Source organism: Streptomyces sp. NPDC058092 (genome assembly GCF_042884935.1).
Taxonomy (GTDB): Bacteria; Actinomycetota; Actinomycetes; order Streptomycetales; family Streptomycetaceae; genus Streptomyces.
In genome coordinates this window covers 92,620-108,800 of record NZ_JBHVSY010000001.1, presented here as the reverse complement: position 1 = coordinate 108,800, position 16,181 = coordinate 92,620, and the positions used below count along the sequence as shown (strand labels likewise).

Here is a 16,181-nt window from a genome sequence, read left to right as displayed (position 1 = left end):
GTCGATGAACACGCGCTCTACGGGCGTCCTGGCCGGTACGGGGAGCACGACCGGTGCCGGAGCATCGCGTGCACACGCCGCGTCGGTCTTCCCGTGCCACAGCCGTCAGTAACCGTGGAACGGCGAGACCGACTGGATCTGCCCCTCGGTCGACAACTCGGTTTTCTGGAAGATCGTATGGGCATCGCGCAGGGCAAGCTTCTCCGCGCCGAGTCGGTTCATCAGGTTCTGCACCTGCTCGCCCCAGGCCTTGTGCGCGTTCTTCAGGGCGCGTGAAGTGATCCACCCCTGGCCGTCCTTGGCGGCGAGCGCCTTGACTGCGGCCGAGGTCTCCTCCCGCGCCCAGTCACCCGAATTCCTGGTCTCGGGTTCGAGATGCTGCTCTATGGCGTTGGCCGCGGCGTGTTTCTGCGCCGGGGTGGACACCAGATCCTTGCTGCCGGGCACGAAGGGGCCGTACACGGGGGGTGAGGGCGGATCGTCCGGGATCCGGTTGAGCCGCATCGCGGTCGACGCACCGTCCCCCGCGGTCGTCGGTATCGGCTCGCTTGCCTGACTGTTCACTCGTCCCCCATGAGTTCCCTCGACGGCCCACGCCGGACGTGGTCTCCTCAGACTAACAAGCGCCTTCTTCCGCACTGCGGCGCGGCGATGCGTGAAGGATGGGACGCCGGAGAAGGATGCGGGCCCGGCCGGGTCGGGGAATCGGCACAGGCATCGCGCACACGGCGAGCGGGGTCGGCCGGACCCTCCGGTCCGTCCGACCCCGCTGCGCTTCCCCCGTTCCCCCGTGTCCCCCCGTACGCCTTCAGGCCACCAGCTCGCCGAAGGACTCCTCCTGGTCACGGCCGAAGCTGAGGACCTCGTCGTCGCGCAGCCGGCGGAGCGACCGCCAGATGCTGGACTTCACCGTGCCGACACTGATGTCGAGGATGGCCGCGATCTCCGGATCGGTGCGGCCCTCGTAGTACCGCAGGACCAGCATCGTGCGCTGGAGTTCGGGCAGCCGCGCCAGCGCCTGCCAGAGCACGGCGCGCAGTTCCGTGCCGCGCATCGCGTCCGTGTCGCCCGCCGTCTCCGGCAGCTCCTCGGTCGGGTACTCGTTGAGCTTGCGCCTGCGCCAGGCGCTGATGTGCAGGTTGGTCATGGTGCGGCGCAGATAGCCGCCGACCGCCGCCTTGTCGCTGATCCGGTCCCATGCCCGGTACGTCGAGAAGAGGGCGCTCTGCAGCAGATCCTCGGCCTCGAACCGGTCACCGGTCAGGTGGTAGGCGGTTGCGTACAGGGAGGCGCGGCGCTCCTGGACGTAGGCCGTGAACGCCGTTTCGGCGTCCTCGGACTGCGCCGGGGCCTTCCGCTCCCCCATGACCTCCCCGTACGCGGATCCCCCGTTGCTTCCCCCGCTGTTTCCCCCGTTGGCCCCCACAGGCGCGTCGACCACCGTCATGTACGACGTGTGCTGACGCCCGGCGCCTCGAACGCACCCCCGCCCCCCGACGCCGGACTTCTCGGAGCTCCGGCCGACATCGTGGAGACGCGTGACAACTGCGCTTGCGGTGGTGCTCTGAATCGCGTTCATCTCGCGCCCCCCATCGGTGGAGTCCGTTCGTTCCTTGTGCCTATGAGCTTGCCGGGGCAGTTTCATGGGGCTGTCCGCCGACTGTCACAGGCCTGTCACAGGGCCTGCCGTCGGTGCGCCGACGGGGCGCGGGATGTATGAGTCGCCCCCAACTGTCGAACTGGGGCTCCACCATGGGTCAGAATGACCAGCGTGCCTTTCCTGTTGCTGATCGAGGACGACGACGCCATCCGCACGGCCCTCGAACTCTCGCTGTCACGCCAGGGCCACCGTGTGGCCACCGCGGCGACGGGAGAGGACGGCCTGAAACTGCTGCGTGAGCAGCGGCCCGACCTGATCGTGCTGGATGTGATGCTGCCCGGTATCGACGGTTTCGAGGTGTGCCGGCGCATCCGGCGCACCGACCAGCTGCCGATCATTCTGCTGACCGCGCGCAGCGACGACATCGACGTCGTCGTCGGGCTGGAGTCCGGCGCCGACGACTACGTGGTGAAACCCGTGCAGGGCCGGGTGCTCGACGCCCGCATCCGGGCGGTGCTGCGCCGCGGTGAGCGCGAGTCCACCGACTCCGCGTCCTTCGGGAACGTGGTGATCGACCGTTCCGCGATGACCGTGACCAAGAACGGCGAGGATCTGCAGCTCACACCGACGGAGCTGCGGCTCCTGCTGGAACTGAGCCGCCGGCCGGGCCAGGCCCTGTCGCGGCAGCAGCTGCTGCGGCTCGTCTGGGAGCACGACTACCTCGGCGACTCCCGGCTCGTGGACGCCTGTGTGCAGCGGCTGCGCGCCAAGGTGGAGGACGTACCGTCCTCGCCGACCCTGATCCGTACCGTTCGGGGTGTGGGCTACCGACTGGATTCGCCTCAGTGAGCGATGCCACCAGGCGGAGCCTGCTCACCGGGCTCCGCTGGACGAGTCTGCGACTGCGCCTCGTCGTCGTGTTCGCGCTGGTGGCTCTGACCGCCGCGGTGTCCGCCTCGGGGATCGCGTACTGGCTGAACCGCGAGACCGTACTGACACGTACCCAGGACTCGGCGCTCGGGGACTTCCGCCAGGAGATGCAGAGCCGGGCGGCGTCGCTGCCGCTGCGGCCCACCAAGGACGACCTGCAGAACGCCGCCGTGCAGATGGCGAGCAGTTCCCCCGGCTACAGCGTGCTGCTCGTCGACGAGCGCGACACCGGCAAGCCGATCGTCGGCAACTCCGATCTGGACACCTTCACGCTCGACAACGTGCCGCTGTCGCTGCAGAAGGCCGTCAACGAGAAGCAGCCGGTCGAAGCGGGCAACAAGTACGAGTACCACCTGTTCTGGCAGCGGGTCAGCATCCGCGGTACGCCGTACCTGGTGGGCGGTACGAAGATCATCGGCGGTGGCCCGACCGGCTACATGCTGAAGTCCCTCGACCAGGAGCGGCAGGATCTGAACTCCCTGGCCTGGTCGCTGGGGATCGCCACCGGGCTCGCCCTGGTCGGCTCGGCGCTGCTCGCGCAGGCCGCGGCGACGACCGTGCTGCGGCCCGTGCAGCGGCTCGGTGACGCCGCCCGCAAGCTCGGCGAGGGCAAGCTCGACACCCGGCTCGTGGTGTCCGGCACCGATGAGCTGGCCGATCTCTCCCGTACGTTCAACAGGACCGCCAGTTCGCTGGAGAAGAAGGTCGCGGACATGAGCGCGCGGGAGGAGTCCAGCCGCCGGTTCGTCGCCGACATGTCGCACGAACTGCGGACCCCGCTCACCGCAATCACCGCGGTCGCCGAGGTGCTGGAGGACGAGGCCGACAGCCTCGACCCGATGATCGCGCCCGCCGTGCACCTGGTGGTCAGCGAGACCCGGCGGCTCAACGACCTGGTGGAGAACCTGATGGAGGTCACCCGCTTCGACGCGGGGACGGCCCGGCTCGTCCTCGACACCGTCGACGTCGCCGACCAGGTCACCGCCTGCATCGACGCCCGTGCGTGGCTGGACGCGGTGGATCTGGACGCCGAGCGCGGCATGATGGTCCGCCTCGACCCGCGCCGGCTGGACGTGATCCTGGCGAACCTGATCGGCAACGCGCTCAAGCACGGCGGTTCGCCGGTACGGGTCGCGGTACGGACCGAGGGCGACGAACTCGTCATCGAGGTCCGCGACCACGGCCCCGGTATCCCCGAGGACGTCCTGCCGCATGTCTTCGACCGGTTCTACAAGGCCAGCGCCTCCCGCCCCCGCTCCGAGGGCAGCGGTCTCGGTCTGTCGATCGCCATGGAGAACGCGCACATCCACGGCGGTGACATCACGGCCGCGAACTCGCCGGACGGCGACGGCGCGGTGTTCGTGCTGCGGCTGCCGCGCGATGCCGAGCCGCTCACCGGTTCCGCAGGGGGCGCCGGGAGTGCCGGGGATCACGACGCGGGGGTCCAGGACGAGGAGGGCGACGCGACGTGAGGGGCAGCAATCGCCGGGGGCGCCGTTCGGCCGTGGCGCTGGCCGGTGCCGTGACCGTGGCCGTGCTGGCCGCGGGCTGCGGGATCAGGACGACCTCCGTACCGGTGGACGCCGGCGCCGCACCGTCGCAGGTGCCGTGCTCCATGTCCGCCAAGGACGTCCCGACCCAGAGCCTCCAGGGCGTCCCCGTACAGATCTATCTGGTCTGCTCCTCGCAGCTGGTCACGGTGGACCGTACGGTGCAGGTCGACGAGGCGAAGTCGGACCGGGTCCGGATCGCGCAGGCCCTCCTCGACGAGCTGGAGCAGAAGCCGCCCGCCGATGAGCGGCAGGCCGGCTTCTCCACCACCGTCCCGGCGACCCTGCAGGTCAGCGCGGCCCGCGGCGGTGACCCACGGGGCACGCTGCGGCTCAGCGAACAGCCGGAGGACCTGCCGGCCGAGGCGCTGGCGCAGATCGTGTGCACGTACGCGGAGAGCAAGACGCTCGCCCCGGACGGCAGGGTGGTGCTGGGCGGGCCCGGGAGCTACCGGCCGCACGGATATCTGTGCACCACGGAGACGAAGACCAGACCGAAGACGGTACCGACGCCGGGGACCGTGACGGGGACGGGGACCGTGACGGGGATGGGGACGGGGACGGGGGCCTGACCGGGAGGAGCGCGGGGAGCGGTCCTTCCGCCCGGGGCCGGGCTTGCTTCCGGCCGGGGCCGGGCTTGCTTCCGGCCGGGGCCGGGCTTGCTTCCGGCCGGGCGGAACCGATCCTGCCGCCCGGCGCGTCTTGGGGTGCGTGCGTCAAGGTTCGGGCAGTCAAACTGTCATCCGTTTCCGCGCGGCCGGGGTCTTTCTCCTTCTCGCGCATCTGCTGGTTGTCGGGTGGCTGACTCTGCGCCCCCTCGACGTGCCGTGGACGACCGCCTCGAATCTTCATCCGCTCGCCGGCATCAGAGCGGACCTGTCCCTCGGCCCGGTCGAGGCCGCCCGCCGCATCGGTGAAGGGCTGCTGCTGCTCGCCCCGCTGGGCGTACTGCTGCCGATGGCCGGAGGCCGGCTGTTCGTCTCCCCGTGGGCCTCGCTGGCCCGTACCGTCGCGGCGGGGGCGCTGATCTCGCTGGCGATCGAACTGGCACAGACCGGCGTTCCGGGACAGGTCGTCGACGTCGACTCACTGCTGCTGAACACCACCGGCGTGGCGCTCGCCCATCTGCTGTTCGTACCCCTGTGCCGGGCGCGGCTGCGCCGCAGGAAGCAGCAGCGGATCAGGGTGCTGCCCCACCCCAGGGACGAAGCACCTCAGGGCACGACCCCGACGATTCCCAGGGTCGGTATCGCACCGTAGAGCGACGCTTTGCCCCCGTTCGTCGGGCGACCATGGACGCATCGGGAGCACGACGGAGCTGCTCCCACAGCAACGGTTCGCGAAGGAGCCCACCATGGCCGCACTTGCCCGCCCCCGTGACGGACGCATGATCGGCGGAGTGTGCGCAGCGCTGGCAAGGCGCTTCGGCACCTCCGCGGGAACCATGCGCGTCATCTTCCTGGTCTCCTGCCTGCTGCCGGGACCGCAGTTCCTGCTCTACCTGGCGCTGTGGGTGCTGTTCCCGTCCGAGAAGACGGCGTCCACCGCCTGGTGACCCGCGTACGCACCACACGCCTGTGGGCGGACACCCGGACCGGGTGTCCGCCCACAGGCGTGTGTACGGGGAGCGGCCCCGGGTCGGGGGTCAGCCGCCGAGCGGGAGACCGTTGGTCGTCAGGCCGCTGGTCTGCATGCCGCCCGCGGGCAGGCCGCCGAGTAGGCCCTTGACCGGGGTGGTGGCCCCGCCGACGAGCTTCTGCCGGCCGGTGCCGAGGAGCTTGGTGGCCTTGTCCTGGACCGGCAGGGACCGGGTCGCGGTCTCCAGCGCCGAGCCGGCGACCGGCAGGGCGGTGGCCGCGGCGTCGGCCGGCAGCACGGCCGCGGAGGCGGTACCCGCGGCGGCAGCGGCGAAAGCGGCACCGACAGCGGCGACGCCGAGAGTCCTGACAGCAGACTGCTTCATGTGAAATTCATCCTTGGGGAGAGGAATGTGGGGGGGTCTGAAACGTAGTCAGCCCACTACCCGTCCCGCAAACCTGCCGGATACGGGAAACGGCCGGGAATCCGCCGTCCCGGCCGCTTTCCGGACGGGTGCCGTTCAGCCCGCGGAAGCGGAAGAAATGCTGGTCGTAGCGGTCTGCTCGAAGAGCCACTCGGACTTCAGCTCGGCATATCCGGGCTTGATCACATCGTTGATCATCGCCAGACGTTCATCGAAAGGAATGAATGCCGACTTCATCGCATTGACGGTGAACCACTGCATGTCGTCGAGCGTGTATCCGAAGGTCTCGGTCAGCCTCTCGAATTCCTGACTCATGCTCGTACCGCTCATCAGCCGGTTGTCCGTATTGACGGTGGCCCGGAAATGCAGCCTCCGCAGCAGCCCGATCGGGTGCTCGGCGTAGGAGGCGGCGGCGCCGGTCTGGAGGTTGGAGGTCGGGCACAGCTCCAGCGGGATGCGCTTGTCCCGTACGTAGGAGGCGAGCCGGCCGAGCTTCACGGAGCCGTCCTCGGCGACCTCGATGTCGTCGATGATGCGGACGCCGTGGCCGAGCCGGTCGGCGCCGCACCACTGGATGGCCTGCCAGATCGACGGCAGGCCGAAGGCCTCGCCCGCGTGGATGGTGAAGTGGTTGTTCTCGCGCTTGAGGTACTCGAACGCGTCGAGGTGCCGGGTGGGCGGGAAGCCCGCCTCCGCGCCCGCGATGTCGAAGCCGACGACGCCCTGGTCGCGGTAGCGGTTGGCGAGTTCGGCGATCTCCAGGGAACGGGCGGCGTGCCGCATCGCGGTGAGGAGGGCGCCCACCCGGATGCGGTGGCCGTCCAGGCGGGCCCGGCGCTCACCCTCCCGGAAGCCCTCGTTGACCGCCTCGACAACCTCTTCGAGGGTCAGCCCGGCTTCCAGGTGCTGCTCGGGGGCGTACCGCACCTCGGCGTACACGACACCGTCCGCCGCCAGGTCCTCGGCGCATTCGGCGGCCACCCGGACCAGGGCGTCACGGGTCTGCATGACGGCGCAGGTGTGGGCGAACGTCTCCAGGTAGCGCTCCAGCGATCCGGAGTCGGCCGCCTCGCGGAACCAGCTGCCGAGCTTGTCGGGCTCGGCCTCGGGGAGTCCGTCGTATCCGCTCGCGACGGCGAGGTCGACGATCGTTCCCGGGCGCAGGCCGCCGTCGAGGTGGTCGTGGAGAAGGGCCTTGGGGGCACGCCGGATCTGATCCTGGCCGGGCACATGGAGGGTCGGGCTCATCATTGGGGCACTCTAGCGCCTACGCGCGTAGATTGTCGCTTGTCGATGCGTAACAGTGACCGCGAATACGGGTGGAGTACACCTCTCCTTCTGACACTGTTCCGTCATGGCACAGCGCACACTCCCCCTGCCTGCTGCAAGGCTGGGACGGGCCGTCAGGACGGCCGGAGCACCAACTGCGGTCAGCGGCGTGGTTCTGCTGCTCCCGGACGGCGAGGCCGACTCGCACCGCCGCCCCTCCCCCCTCTCGTACGCCCTCCAACTTCCGCTGGCCCGGACCCTGGCCCGCGCAGGCCGGGAGGACGGGCTCACCGCGCATGTCGTGCGCTACCGCTGCCGCGGCTGGAACGCGACCGACGCGCAGCTCGCGGCGGACGCCCGGTGGGCGGTGGACGAGGTCGTACGACGCTACGGCGACGTCCCCGTCTGCCTCGCCGGCCACGGCATGGGCGGCCGCGCCGCCCTCCGCGCGGGCGGTCACGCGGCGGTCAACTCCGTTCTGGCGATGGCCCCTTGGCTGCCCGAGAACGCGGCGGGCGAGCCGGAACCGGTGAAGCATCTGCTCGGTCGGCAGGTCCTGCTCGTCCACGGTACGAACGATGCCCGCACCGACCCCGAGCTCTCCTTCCGCCTGGCCGAACGCGCCAAGAAGGCCAACCGCGACACCTGCCGCTTCGAGGTCCACTCCGACGGCCACGGGCTGCGCCAGCACCGCGCCGAAGTAGCGGCCCTGGCCACGGACTTCGTCCGCGGATCGCTGTTCGGGCGTGCTTACGCCCGCCCGGTCGCCGACGCGCTGGCGGCGCCGCCGCCACTGGGGCTGCGGATGCCGCTGGCGGCGGGGTTCGGGAAGTCGCTGCGGGGGTGAAGGGGGCGGCCCCGAGACCGGGAAGGCAGCGCTTGCACCGAACCCGGGGGACTGAGCCCAGGCAGTCACATCACTGCCTGCCTGGGCCCGCCTTGTTCGCAACCGGAGCTCGGCCGGGCCGGTCCCCGGTGTACCGGGGCCAGGCGCACATCGTCACCGGCAACCCGTCAGCGGGTGGCGAGGAGGCCATCCACCAGGGCTCGGAGCCCATCCAGATAGGTGTCCTCGGCGGTCAGCGGTGCCCAGTGGTCCGCGACCTGCGCCAAGCGGGGTAGCTCGCTCGGGTCGAGATCGGCGAAGACCCGCTCCCGGTAGGTCGCACGGTCACCGTCGGTGCGCCGCCGGGCCGCTGTCGTCCGGACCACGATCTCTCCGGCGGTGTAGTACCAGATCGTGCGGTAACCGTGCACGGCCCGCTCGGGGGGCAGGCCGCATTCGACCAGGCCGTCGACGATCTGCTCGACGAACCACAGGGCGGACGTGGACATCAGGTCGTCGGCGGTCAGCACCTCCACAATCCAGGGGCAGGCGGCGAGCGCCTCGTGGATCGCGGCGGCGGCCACGACGATCCGCTCGCGAGGCCGGGCGGGCAGTTCGGGTCGGCGCAGCGCCCGTGCGGCGTAGTCGTCCATCAGCAGGACGAGCAGTTCTTCCTTGTTGCGGACGTGGTGGTAGAGCGCCATGGGTGTACTGCCGACCTCTGTGGCCAGCCGACGCATGGTCAGCCGGTCCACGCCTTCCGCGGCCACGATCCGGCGGGCCGTCTCGACGACCTCCTCGCGGGAGATGCGGGGAGGTCGGCCGAGGGTTTTGCGCGGTGCGGACGGTTGCGGCATGCCCTCATCATCCCCCAGGTGTCGACAACGGGGATCCCCTCAGGCTAGTTTCCGTACATGTATAAAAACTCAAGGGGGCGCCCCGGAGTGGTGCTGGCGGCGGTGGCCGTCGCCCAGTTCGCCGTCGCCCTGGACTTATCGGTGGTCAACGTCGCACTGCCCGCGATCCGCGCCGCGCTGGGGTTCGCGCCGCTCGACCTGTCGTGGGTCGTGCACGTATACGCCCTCACGCTCGGCGGATTTCTGCTGCTGGGGGGCCGCGCCTGCGACCTGTACGGACGGCGTCGGCTGTTCGTGCTGGGCCTGGCCGTATTCGGGATGTGCTCGCTGGCGGGCGGGTTGGCTCAGGCGCCATGGCAATTGATCGCCGCCCGCGCCGGTCAGGGCCTGGGGGCCGCCGCGGCCGCCCCGGCCGCGCTGGCGATGCTCACCACCACGTTCACCGAGGGCCCGCAGCGCGTGCGCGCGCTCGGGGTGTGGAGCGGGGTGAACGCCGCGGGGGGAGCGCTGGGCGTGCTGGCGGGCGGGCTGCTGACCGAGTACGCGGGTTGGCGCTGGGTGATGCTGATCAATCTGCCTATCGTGGCGGTGGCTCTCGCGCTGGTTCGCGCAGGCGTGCCTGCCGAAGCACGCCCCGCCCGGCGCGAGAGGCTGGACGTGCTCGGCGCCGTCCTGGCGACCGGCGGAGTCGGGCTGCTGGTGCTCGGTGTCGTCCGCGCCGACGCCCAAGGGTGGGGATCACCGGCCACATTGGCGATGCTCGTCGCCGCGGCCATGCTCCTGGCCGCCTTCGTCTTCGCCGAATCCAGGACTCCCGCACCACTGTTGCGCCTCGGCCTGCTGCGCAGCCGCTGGGTCGCCGGCGCCAACGTGCTGGTCTTCTTTTCTACGGCCGGGCAGTTCGCGGCGTTCTACTTCGTGTCCCTGTATATGCAGCAGGTTCTGGGCATGGGTGCCGCAGCGACCGGCGCTGCGTTCCTGCCCTTCTCCGTGAGCCTGGTCGCGGGCACCCTCGTCGCGACCCGCGTCACCGCGGCACGCACCCCCCGTGCGTCCCTGGTTCCCGGCGCCCTGCTGGCCGCCGCGGGCCTGGCCTGGTTCGCCTTCATCAGTCCCGACGGCGGCTTCCTCACCGACGTGCTCGGCCCCTGCATCATCACCGGCGTCGGCGTCGGACTGGTCATAGCGCCGATCGTCGCCGCCGCAACCACCGGCGTTGCCCCCCGCGAGGCCGGCATGGCCTCCGGCCTCATGAACAGCTCCCGCCAACTCGGCGGCTGCATCGGTCTGGCCGCCCTGGCCACCCTCGCAGCACACCGCACCGGCACGGCCACCGACCCCGCCGCGCTCAACGACGGCTACGCCCTGGGCCTGGTCGTCGCCGCCGCCCTCTTCGTTCTCGCGGCGGTCGTGGCGATCGGCTTGCTGCCCCGCCGCCGGGCCGAAACACCTGACCCGCAACCCGCCGCCCCCGCAGAGAACCGACTGGAAGGAACGCCGTCATGACGACGACACCCATCTCATCCATCGACCTGTTCGCCTCGGCGCTGCATGTCCACCCCGACGGCGATGTCCGAGTCGCCGAACGGCGGATGACGAGCAGCGACTCCGGCGCCTGGCAGATCGCGACGTTCCACGTGGAGACCGACGCCGACGTTCACGCCGACTACTGGGAGATGCACCCGGAGGCCGAGGAGGCGGTGTGCTGCCTGACCGGTGGCGTCCGCCTCTACTTCCGTCCCGCCGGGCCCGGCGGCGGCGAGGACATGGTGCAGTTGCAGGCAGGCACCGCCGTGATCGTCCCCCGTGGCCGCTGGCACCGCCTGGAGCTGGACGCTCCCAGCGACCTGATGTCGATCACCCTTCGCCACGGCACCCGCCTCGAAAAGCGCACCGAAACCCGCTGACCGGAAGGTGGCCCGGCAGATGCGCTGCCGGGCCACCACAAGCCTCGCCCAGGCGCTCGATGGTCCGCGCGCAGAACGCCCTCTCCCACCGGTTGCGGGCCGCGACCAGCACTTTCGTGATCCGGGTCCGGCCCGGAGGCTCGATGCTCCGCGCTCCAGCAGCTCCGGGAACCGGCCCTCCAGCGAGCGGCCGGAGCCGGATCACGACCGCCGGGACCCCAAACGCACTCGGTAGCGGCCACCGTGACGGCACGGGACCCCGAAGGGCACCGGGGCCTTTGCTGATGCATGCCTGGCACCCGTGCCGCAGCTCTTGCAGGTGTCATTTCACCCGGCCGACCGAGGAACCGGGTGTGCGGCAGCTGGAGTTGAGTACGCGCACTCATGCCGCTTCGCCGCCGTGACTCATAGGCTCATCACACGATGAACATCCATGAACACCGACAGCGTGAGGGGGGCTCATGAGTGCCGGTGTCTGCAGCGCGGCTGTCAGCACTTCCGGGAGGTGGCCCACGGTCCATCCGGTGGCGGTGGACGTGCTGACCGCGTCCAGCCTCCTGATCAACGCGATCGCGTTCTGCGTGTCCGTCTTCGCGACGGACAGCTGCTCGGCCGGCCGTGCGGTGTACGCGACTTCGCCGACCGGGTCGTGGCTGGTGGGGCGGTCGTGACCGCGGTGCGGGTACGCGTGCTGGAGGGCCCGCTTCGGGTGCAGTGGCTGTGTGCCGAAACGGCCTTCACCTGGGTTTCCGTCACCGTCGCGGGTGTCTTCGGTGCGTTGGGGGACCATCCGAAGGCGTGGTTCATCCCCACGTGCCTGCTGCTGCCGGTCGTGCTGCACTTCGCGCTGCGGGGCCGGTTCGCCGTATGCCTGGACGACGTCGGCATCACGGTCGTCCGGCCCTGGAACCGCCGACGCGCGGCCTGGGCAGAGGTGGGCGGGGTCAGGTTCACTCCGCTCCCGGTCGAGGAGGACGACATCGCCAGGTGGGCGGTGACGATGGCCGTGGGGGCCGCGCGCACGCTGCCTCTGGCCACCGTCGTCGACACCGACAACCCGGCGTTCGATGCCCTGCTCCGGCACGGTCGGCTGTTCCGGCCGTTCGCCGACCGCGGCCTCGGTCTCCTCGGCGCGCCGGAAGGCTCGCGCGAACGCGAGTACTTCGAGCGGGCCGTACGCGCGGCCGGCGGCAGGGCGTCCGGCGAACGGTGACGCCCGGCCGAGCGGGGGCTACGCAGGGAGGCGAGCCCCGCCACCGCACTACGTCCGCCGACGTGCCGTGGTCCGGCTGTCCAGCAGGGTGTCATGTGCGGGGGATTTCCCTCAGAGGTGCTTCAGGCCGGTATGCAGCCGACGCAGCAGTTCGAGGTACTCGGGGGTGCCGGGTTCGACGGGCAGGTGACCGGCCAGACCTGCGGTTGCTGCGGGACCGAGCTGTGGGCGCGTCGCCCTGTCACAGCCGGCACCGCACCGCAGTTCAATTTCCGGCGGCGCCCGGGTCCGTGCGGTACGGCGGGCGGCCCCGAAGCGGAACGAGGGGCCCCGCGCCGCCACCTCACGTCGCGTTCAGGGCCACCGTCGGGTGGAGACGGGAGGCGCGGATCGCCGGATAGAGGCCCGCGACCACGCCGATCAGGAGGGTGGCAGCCAGGCCGCCCGCCAGGGACCAGGGCGGGACCACCACCGTCCACCCCTGGAACCGCGCGAAGCCGTACGTCGCCGCCGCGCCCAGCAGCGCACCCGTCGCCCCGCCCAACCCCGACAGCAGCAGCGACTCGGTCAGGAACTGGAGCCGGACCGCGTTGCGGGTCGCGCCCAGCGAGCGGCGCAGGCCGATCTCCTGGCGGCGTTCCAGGACGGAGATGACCATGGTGTTGGCGACACCCACACCGCCGACCAGCAGAGCCACCGCGCCCAGGCCGAGCATCAGGGTCGTCAGGCCCTCGTCGGTTGCGGCCTTGGCGGCCAGCGCGTCCGAGGGGCGGGAGACCTTGACGTCCGCCTCGTTTCCGGGGCTGATGGTACGGGCCAGGACGGCCCGTACATCCTCCACCGAGGCGTCCGTGGAGCGCTCGAAGATGGTGGTGGGATGGCCGTCGAAGCCGAAGTAGCGTTCGGCGGCGGGGAATCCGACGATGGCCACCCGGTCCAGGGTGGGGAACAGTTCGATCGGTTCGAGGATGCCGACGACGACCACGCGTGTGTCGTTCATCATGATCGTCTCGCCGGTGCGGGTGATGCCAAGACGCTCCGCCGCCACCGCGCCGAGGACCGTCGTCGGGAGGCGTTCGCCGGCCGGATCCAGCCAGGCGCCCTTGTCGACCTCGCCGCCGAGCGTGGACAGCAGGTCGAGGCGGGCCGCCTGGGTGATGACGCCGGCGGTGCGCTCCTCGGGGACCACGTCACTGCGGCGGATGCGGGCATCGACGTCGGCGGTGGCCGTGGCGTGCTGCACCGGGCCGATGCGCTCGACCATCGCGACCGCGCTCTTGGGGAGCTTGACGTCCTGTCCCATGGCCTCCTCGCCCGCCTCGGCGGTGAGAAGGTTGGTGCCGAGGCGGTCGAGCCGGGCCATCAGGTCCGCGCGGCTCGACTCGGACAGTCCGACGACCACGACCATGGTCGCGATGCCGATGGCGATGCCGAGCGCCGAGAGCACCACGCGCGCGCGACGCGCGCGCAGGCCGACCGCACCGACGCGGAGTATGTCACGCGGGGAGAGGCGGGCAGGCTTGAGATCGTTCCTCATGAACTGCCCTTTTCCGTATGGGAGTCGGAGCGCGCGCCGGAACGCGAGTCCGAGACGATTTCGCCGTCCTTGAAACGGACCCGGCGCGGCAGCGAGTCCGCGATCTCGTTGTCATGGGTGATCACGCAGATGGTGGTGCCGGACGCGTTCAGCTCGTGCAGCAGCTCCATGACGATCTCGCCGGACGCGGTGTCCAGCGCCCCGGTCGGTTCGTCCGCGAGCAGCAGCCCGGGATCTCCCACCAGGGCGCGGGCGATGGCCACGCGCTGCTTCTCGCCGCCGGACAGCTCGTTCGGCGTGTGCGAGCTGCGGTGGTCCAGTCGCACCCTGGCGAGCGCTTCCCGCGCCCGCGCGCGCCGTGCCTTCAGCGATACGCCCGCGTACAGCAGCCCGTCGGCGACGTTGTCCACCGCGTCGCGCCCCGTCGCCAGGTGGAAGTGCTGGAACACGAAGCCGATGTGGCGGGCGCGCAGTGCGGAGAGCCGGGAGTCGGAGAGTTCGGACACGTCGTACCCGGCGACCCGGACGGCGCCCGTGGTGGGCTTGTCGAGGGTGCCCATGATGTTGAGCATCGTGGACTTGCCGGAGCCGGACGGGCCGACGACGGCGACCAGTTCGCCTTCTTCGACGGTGAGGTTCACTCGGCGCAGGGCGTGGACGCCGCCGGGGTACGACTTGGTGGCGTCCCGCAGCTCGATCACCGGGGCCGACGTCATGACTTCGCCACTCCGACCGTCATGCCCTCGCGCACGTCCGGGCCCGATACCTCGATCTGCCCGTCGGCGGTCATGCCCGTCTCCACCCGCACCATCCTTGAGGTGGTGCCCTGGACGATCTGGAGGCCGTAGCCGCCGTTCTCGCCGCGCAGGGCGACGACCGCCTCGACGGGGACCGCGAGGACTCCCTTGCGCGCCTCGCTGACGAACTTCACGCTCGCCGACACCTTGGTGTCCTCGCCGGACGCGGCGCTCTCCCCGCCGTCCAGGACGACCTCGACGGTGATGCCCTGCTGGGCCGCTCCGCCCCCGGAGCCGGGCTCCTCGGGGCGCACCGTCCCGGCGACCCGGCCGGGCGCGGTGTTCCCGCTCGGCAGAGTGACCTCGACCTTGGTGCCGCTCGAGGTGAGCGCGCCGTCGGTCTGCTCCAGTTGCGCCCGTACGACGGGCTTGGTGGAGGCGATCGTCAGGACCGGCTCGCCCGGGCCGACCTGGTCGGCGAGCGCCGCGTCGGCGGAGACCACCTTGACCTGGCCGGGCTGGAAGACGACGTCGCCCTTGCCGACCCTGCCGGTGGTTTCGCGGTTCAGGGACTTCTGCCACCGCTTGACGGCGGCCTCGGTGTCCTTGTCGTACCGCGTGTCGACGTACAGCGTCGACCCGTAGCCCAGGTCGCGCAGGCTGCGCTCCAGTTGGAGTACGTCACTGCCGTGGTCGCCCGGCTTCATCTCGCGGAACATCGGGACCGGCCCGTAGAGGAGGGTGACGGGCTTGTCGTTCAGCTCGTACAGCGCCTGCCCCATGGCCAGCGTCTTCCCTTCGGAAGCGGCCACCGTAACGGTGCCCTCGACGGCGGACTTGACTGCGCGGCGCCGCGCGAAGTCGAGCTTGCCGTCGACCGTCTTGGACTGCACGAGGTCGGTACGTACGACGGTCGCGGTGGCGGGCGGCAGGTCGCCGCCCTTCCCGGAGGCGTCCGCGTCGCCGCCGTCGCCGAGGAACAGGACTCCCCCGGTGACGGCGGCGGTGACAGTCACCGCGCCGAGCGCGAGGATGGCGCTGCGGCGCTTCACTGCATGCCGTCCAGACCGTCGAGCAGCTTCGACTTGCACGCCTCGGCGGCCCGCTTGTACGACGGTGACTTCGGGTCGATGGACGGGGACCCCGGGTTCGGGTCGCCGCCGGGGACCGCGTTGCCGCCGCTCATGGTCGGGTTGGTGAACTGGGAGACGCCGTTGTCCCGCATGCACCGGGCGTGCGCGAGCATCGACTCGTAGGCCTTCTGCTGGTCGCGCTCGGGCTCGGCCGACAGGGCGGCCCGGAGTTCGTCGACGCAGACGCCGTTCTTGCCGCCCTTGATGCCGTCGTTGCGGCCGGGCTGGGAGCCGATCTCGTTGACCTTCGCCCAGTCGAGGTACCCGCTGAGCTTGGGGTCCGGGAAGTCCTTGTAGCCGCCCTTGACGCGCATGCACTGGACGTACTTCATCTGGGCGTCGTAGAAGGCGCTCTTGCCCGCGGGCCTAGTGCCCGGCCCGCTCCCGCCCTTCGCGGCACTCGCGGTCGGCGCGTCCGGTACGTCGGCGATCGCGTCGTCCTTCTTCGCTCCGTCGGCGCTGTCGTCACCGCCGCCGCAGGCGACGGAGAAGGCGAGTACGGGCACGGCCACGAGGGTGGCCGCGCGCAGCCGGGCGGTGGTGCGGGGTTTCGTCCTGAGGAAGCTCATGCGCTGCACATTCGCCGCCGCGGATGATGGCCCGTCCATGGCCACATGATG

The 16,181-nt window shown here is 70.8% G+C and carries 19 protein-coding genes; 10 read left to right on the top strand and 9 right to left on the bottom strand.

What is annotated here, in order from left to right:
- Positions 1-105 precede the first annotated feature (105 nt).
- Positions 106-447 carry a hypothetical protein gene (locus ACFVV1_RS00570; RefSeq protein WP_389982311.1) on the bottom strand — a complete coding sequence of 114 codons (342 nt, stop codon included), beginning with the start codon at positions 445-447 and terminating at the stop codon, positions 106-108.
- Between the two features lie 361 nt (positions 448-808).
- The gene (locus ACFVV1_RS00565) at positions 809-1,579 is read right to left on the bottom strand and encodes a SigE family RNA polymerase sigma factor (protein WP_389982308.1); all 771 of its coding nucleotides are present in this window, start codon (positions 1,577-1,579) and stop codon (positions 809-811) included.
- Between the two features lie 192 nt (positions 1,580-1,771).
- Here ACFVV1_RS00565 and afsQ1 point away from each other — a divergent pair, with 192 nt between their 5' ends.
- From afsQ1 to ACFVV1_RS00540, 5 genes are all read left to right on the top strand, one after another.
- Complete coding sequence (gene afsQ1 / locus ACFVV1_RS00560) at positions 1,772-2,449, top strand: two-component system response regulator AfsQ1 (RefSeq protein WP_176729344.1); 678 nt, start codon at positions 1,772-1,774, stop codon at positions 2,447-2,449.
- Positions 2,446-4,002, top strand: coding sequence for an ATP-binding protein (locus ACFVV1_RS00555; RefSeq protein WP_389982305.1), 1,557 nt, complete (start codon positions 2,446-2,448; stop codon positions 4,000-4,002). Before afsQ1 ends, ACFVV1_RS00555 begins: the two co-directional genes overlap by 4 nt.
- Positions 3,999-4,652, top strand: coding sequence for a hypothetical protein (locus ACFVV1_RS00550; RefSeq protein ID WP_389982302.1), 654 nt, complete (start codon positions 3,999-4,001; stop codon positions 4,650-4,652). The genes ACFVV1_RS00555 and ACFVV1_RS00550 overlap by 4 nt, the downstream gene beginning before the upstream one ends.
- A gap of 139 nt (positions 4,653-4,791) precedes the next feature.
- On the top strand, positions 4,792-5,340 hold the full coding sequence (locus ACFVV1_RS00545; protein WP_389982299.1) for a VanZ family protein: 549 nt from the start codon (positions 4,792-4,794) through the stop codon (positions 5,338-5,340).
- A 94-nt stretch (positions 5,341-5,434) separates the two neighbouring features.
- Entirely contained in the window at positions 5,435-5,635 is a 201-nt protein-coding gene (locus tag ACFVV1_RS00540; RefSeq protein WP_389982296.1) for a PspC domain-containing protein, read from the top strand.
- A gap of 90 nt (positions 5,636-5,725) precedes the next feature.
- Here ACFVV1_RS00540 and ACFVV1_RS00535 read toward each other — a convergent pair whose 3' ends face one another.
- Positions 5,726-6,043 (bottom strand): hypothetical protein, encoded by a 318-nt coding sequence (locus ACFVV1_RS00535; protein ID WP_389982293.1) that lies wholly within the window; start codon positions 6,041-6,043, stop codon positions 5,726-5,728.
- A 135-nt stretch (positions 6,044-6,178) separates the two neighbouring features.
- On the bottom strand, positions 6,179-7,333 hold the full coding sequence (locus tag ACFVV1_RS00530; protein ID WP_389982290.1) for an adenosine deaminase: 1,155 nt from the start codon (positions 7,331-7,333) through the stop codon (positions 6,179-6,181).
- Positions 7,334-7,436: 103 nt separating this feature from the next.
- Here ACFVV1_RS00530 and ACFVV1_RS00525 point away from each other — a divergent pair, with 103 nt between their 5' ends.
- Entirely contained in the window at positions 7,437-8,198 is a 762-nt protein-coding gene (locus ACFVV1_RS00525; protein ID WP_389982287.1) for an alpha/beta hydrolase family protein, read from the top strand.
- A gap of 167 nt (positions 8,199-8,365) precedes the next feature.
- On the opposite strand, the gene ACFVV1_RS00520 is transcribed toward ACFVV1_RS00525, so the two are convergent.
- Positions 8,366-9,034: a TetR/AcrR family transcriptional regulator gene (locus ACFVV1_RS00520; protein ID WP_389982284.1), complete on the bottom strand. Its 669-nt coding sequence runs from the start codon at positions 9,032-9,034 to the stop codon at positions 8,366-8,368.
- A gap of 57 nt (positions 9,035-9,091) precedes the next feature.
- On the opposite strand from ACFVV1_RS00520, the gene ACFVV1_RS00515 reads away from it, so the two are divergent.
- The 4 genes from ACFVV1_RS00515 (at position 9,092) to ACFVV1_RS00500 (ending at position 12,154) form a co-directional block, all read left to right on the top strand.
- Positions 9,092-10,540: an MFS transporter gene (locus ACFVV1_RS00515; RefSeq protein WP_389982281.1), complete on the top strand. Its 1,449-nt coding sequence runs from the start codon at positions 9,092-9,094 to the stop codon at positions 10,538-10,540.
- Positions 10,537-10,941 (top strand): cupin domain-containing protein, encoded by a 405-nt coding sequence (locus ACFVV1_RS00510; protein WP_389982278.1) that lies wholly within the window; start codon positions 10,537-10,539, stop codon positions 10,939-10,941. Before ACFVV1_RS00515 ends, ACFVV1_RS00510 begins: the two co-directional genes overlap by 4 nt.
- Positions 10,942-11,465: 524 nt before the next feature.
- Positions 11,466-11,612, top strand: a complete 147-nt coding sequence (locus tag ACFVV1_RS00505) for a hypothetical protein (protein ID WP_389982275.1) — start codon at positions 11,466-11,468, stop codon at positions 11,610-11,612.
- On the top strand, positions 11,609-12,154 hold the full coding sequence (locus ACFVV1_RS00500) for a hypothetical protein (protein ID WP_389982272.1): 546 nt from the start codon (positions 11,609-11,611) through the stop codon (positions 12,152-12,154). The genes ACFVV1_RS00505 and ACFVV1_RS00500 overlap by 4 nt, the downstream gene beginning before the upstream one ends.
- A 343-nt stretch (positions 12,155-12,497) precedes the next feature.
- On the opposite strand, the gene ACFVV1_RS00495 is transcribed toward ACFVV1_RS00500, so the two are convergent.
- Genes ACFVV1_RS00495 through ACFVV1_RS00480 form a run of 4 tightly spaced genes read right to left on the bottom strand, consistent with a single transcriptional unit; the run spans position 12,498 to position 16,169 of the window.
- The gene (locus ACFVV1_RS00495; RefSeq protein WP_389982269.1) at positions 12,498-13,691 is read right to left on the bottom strand and encodes an ABC transporter permease; all 1,194 of its coding nucleotides are present in this window, start codon (positions 13,689-13,691) and stop codon (positions 12,498-12,500) included.
- Positions 13,688-14,407 carry an ABC transporter ATP-binding protein gene (locus ACFVV1_RS00490; RefSeq protein ID WP_389982266.1) on the bottom strand — a complete coding sequence of 240 codons (720 nt, stop codon included), beginning with the start codon at positions 14,405-14,407 and terminating at the stop codon, positions 13,688-13,690. The genes ACFVV1_RS00495 and ACFVV1_RS00490 overlap by 4 nt, the downstream gene beginning before the upstream one ends.
- Positions 14,404-15,480 (bottom strand): peptidoglycan-binding protein, encoded by a 1,077-nt coding sequence (locus tag ACFVV1_RS00485; RefSeq protein ID WP_389982263.1) that lies wholly within the window; start codon positions 15,478-15,480, stop codon positions 14,404-14,406. The genes ACFVV1_RS00490 and ACFVV1_RS00485 overlap by 4 nt, the downstream gene beginning before the upstream one ends.
- Positions 15,477-16,169 (bottom strand): hypothetical protein, encoded by a 693-nt coding sequence (locus tag ACFVV1_RS00480; RefSeq protein ID WP_389982260.1) that lies wholly within the window; start codon positions 16,167-16,169, stop codon positions 15,477-15,479. Before ACFVV1_RS00480 ends, ACFVV1_RS00485 begins: the two co-directional genes overlap by 4 nt.
- Between the last annotated feature and the right edge of the window lie 12 nt (positions 16,170-16,181).

Coding starts and splice junctions, on each gene's coding strand:
- ACFVV1_RS00565 (WP_389982308.1), bottom strand. CDS start 1,579: ATGAACGCGATTCAGAGCACCACCGCAAGCGCAGTTGTCACGCGTCTC.
- ACFVV1_RS00540 (WP_389982296.1), top strand. CDS start 5,435: ATGGCCGCACTTGCCCGCCCCCGTGACGGACGCATGATCGGCGGAGTG.
- ACFVV1_RS00535 (WP_389982293.1), bottom strand. CDS start 6,043: ATGAAGCAGTCTGCTGTCAGGACTCTCGGCGTCGCCGCTGTCGGTGCC.
- ACFVV1_RS00530 (WP_389982290.1), bottom strand. CDS start 7,333: ATGATGAGCCCGACCCTCCATGTGCCCGGCCAGGATCAGATCCGGCGT.
- ACFVV1_RS00525 (WP_389982287.1), top strand. CDS start 7,437: ATGGCACAGCGCACACTCCCCCTGCCTGCTGCAAGGCTGGGACGGGCC.
- ACFVV1_RS00520 (WP_389982284.1), bottom strand. CDS start 9,034: ATGCCGCAACCGTCCGCACCGCGCAAAACCCTCGGCCGACCTCCCCGC.
- ACFVV1_RS00515 (WP_389982281.1), top strand. CDS start 9,092: ATGTATAAAAACTCAAGGGGGCGCCCCGGAGTGGTGCTGGCGGCGGTG.
- ACFVV1_RS00510 (WP_389982278.1), top strand. CDS start 10,537: ATGACGACGACACCCATCTCATCCATCGACCTGTTCGCCTCGGCGCTG.
- ACFVV1_RS00495 (WP_389982269.1), bottom strand. CDS start 13,691: ATGAGGAACGATCTCAAGCCTGCCCGCCTCTCCCCGCGTGACATACTC.
- ACFVV1_RS00490 (WP_389982266.1), bottom strand. CDS start 14,407: ATGACGTCGGCCCCGGTGATCGAGCTGCGGGACGCCACCAAGTCGTAC.
- ACFVV1_RS00480 (WP_389982260.1), bottom strand. CDS start 16,169: ATGGACGGGCCATCATCCGCGGCGGCGAATGTGCAGCGCATGAGCTTC.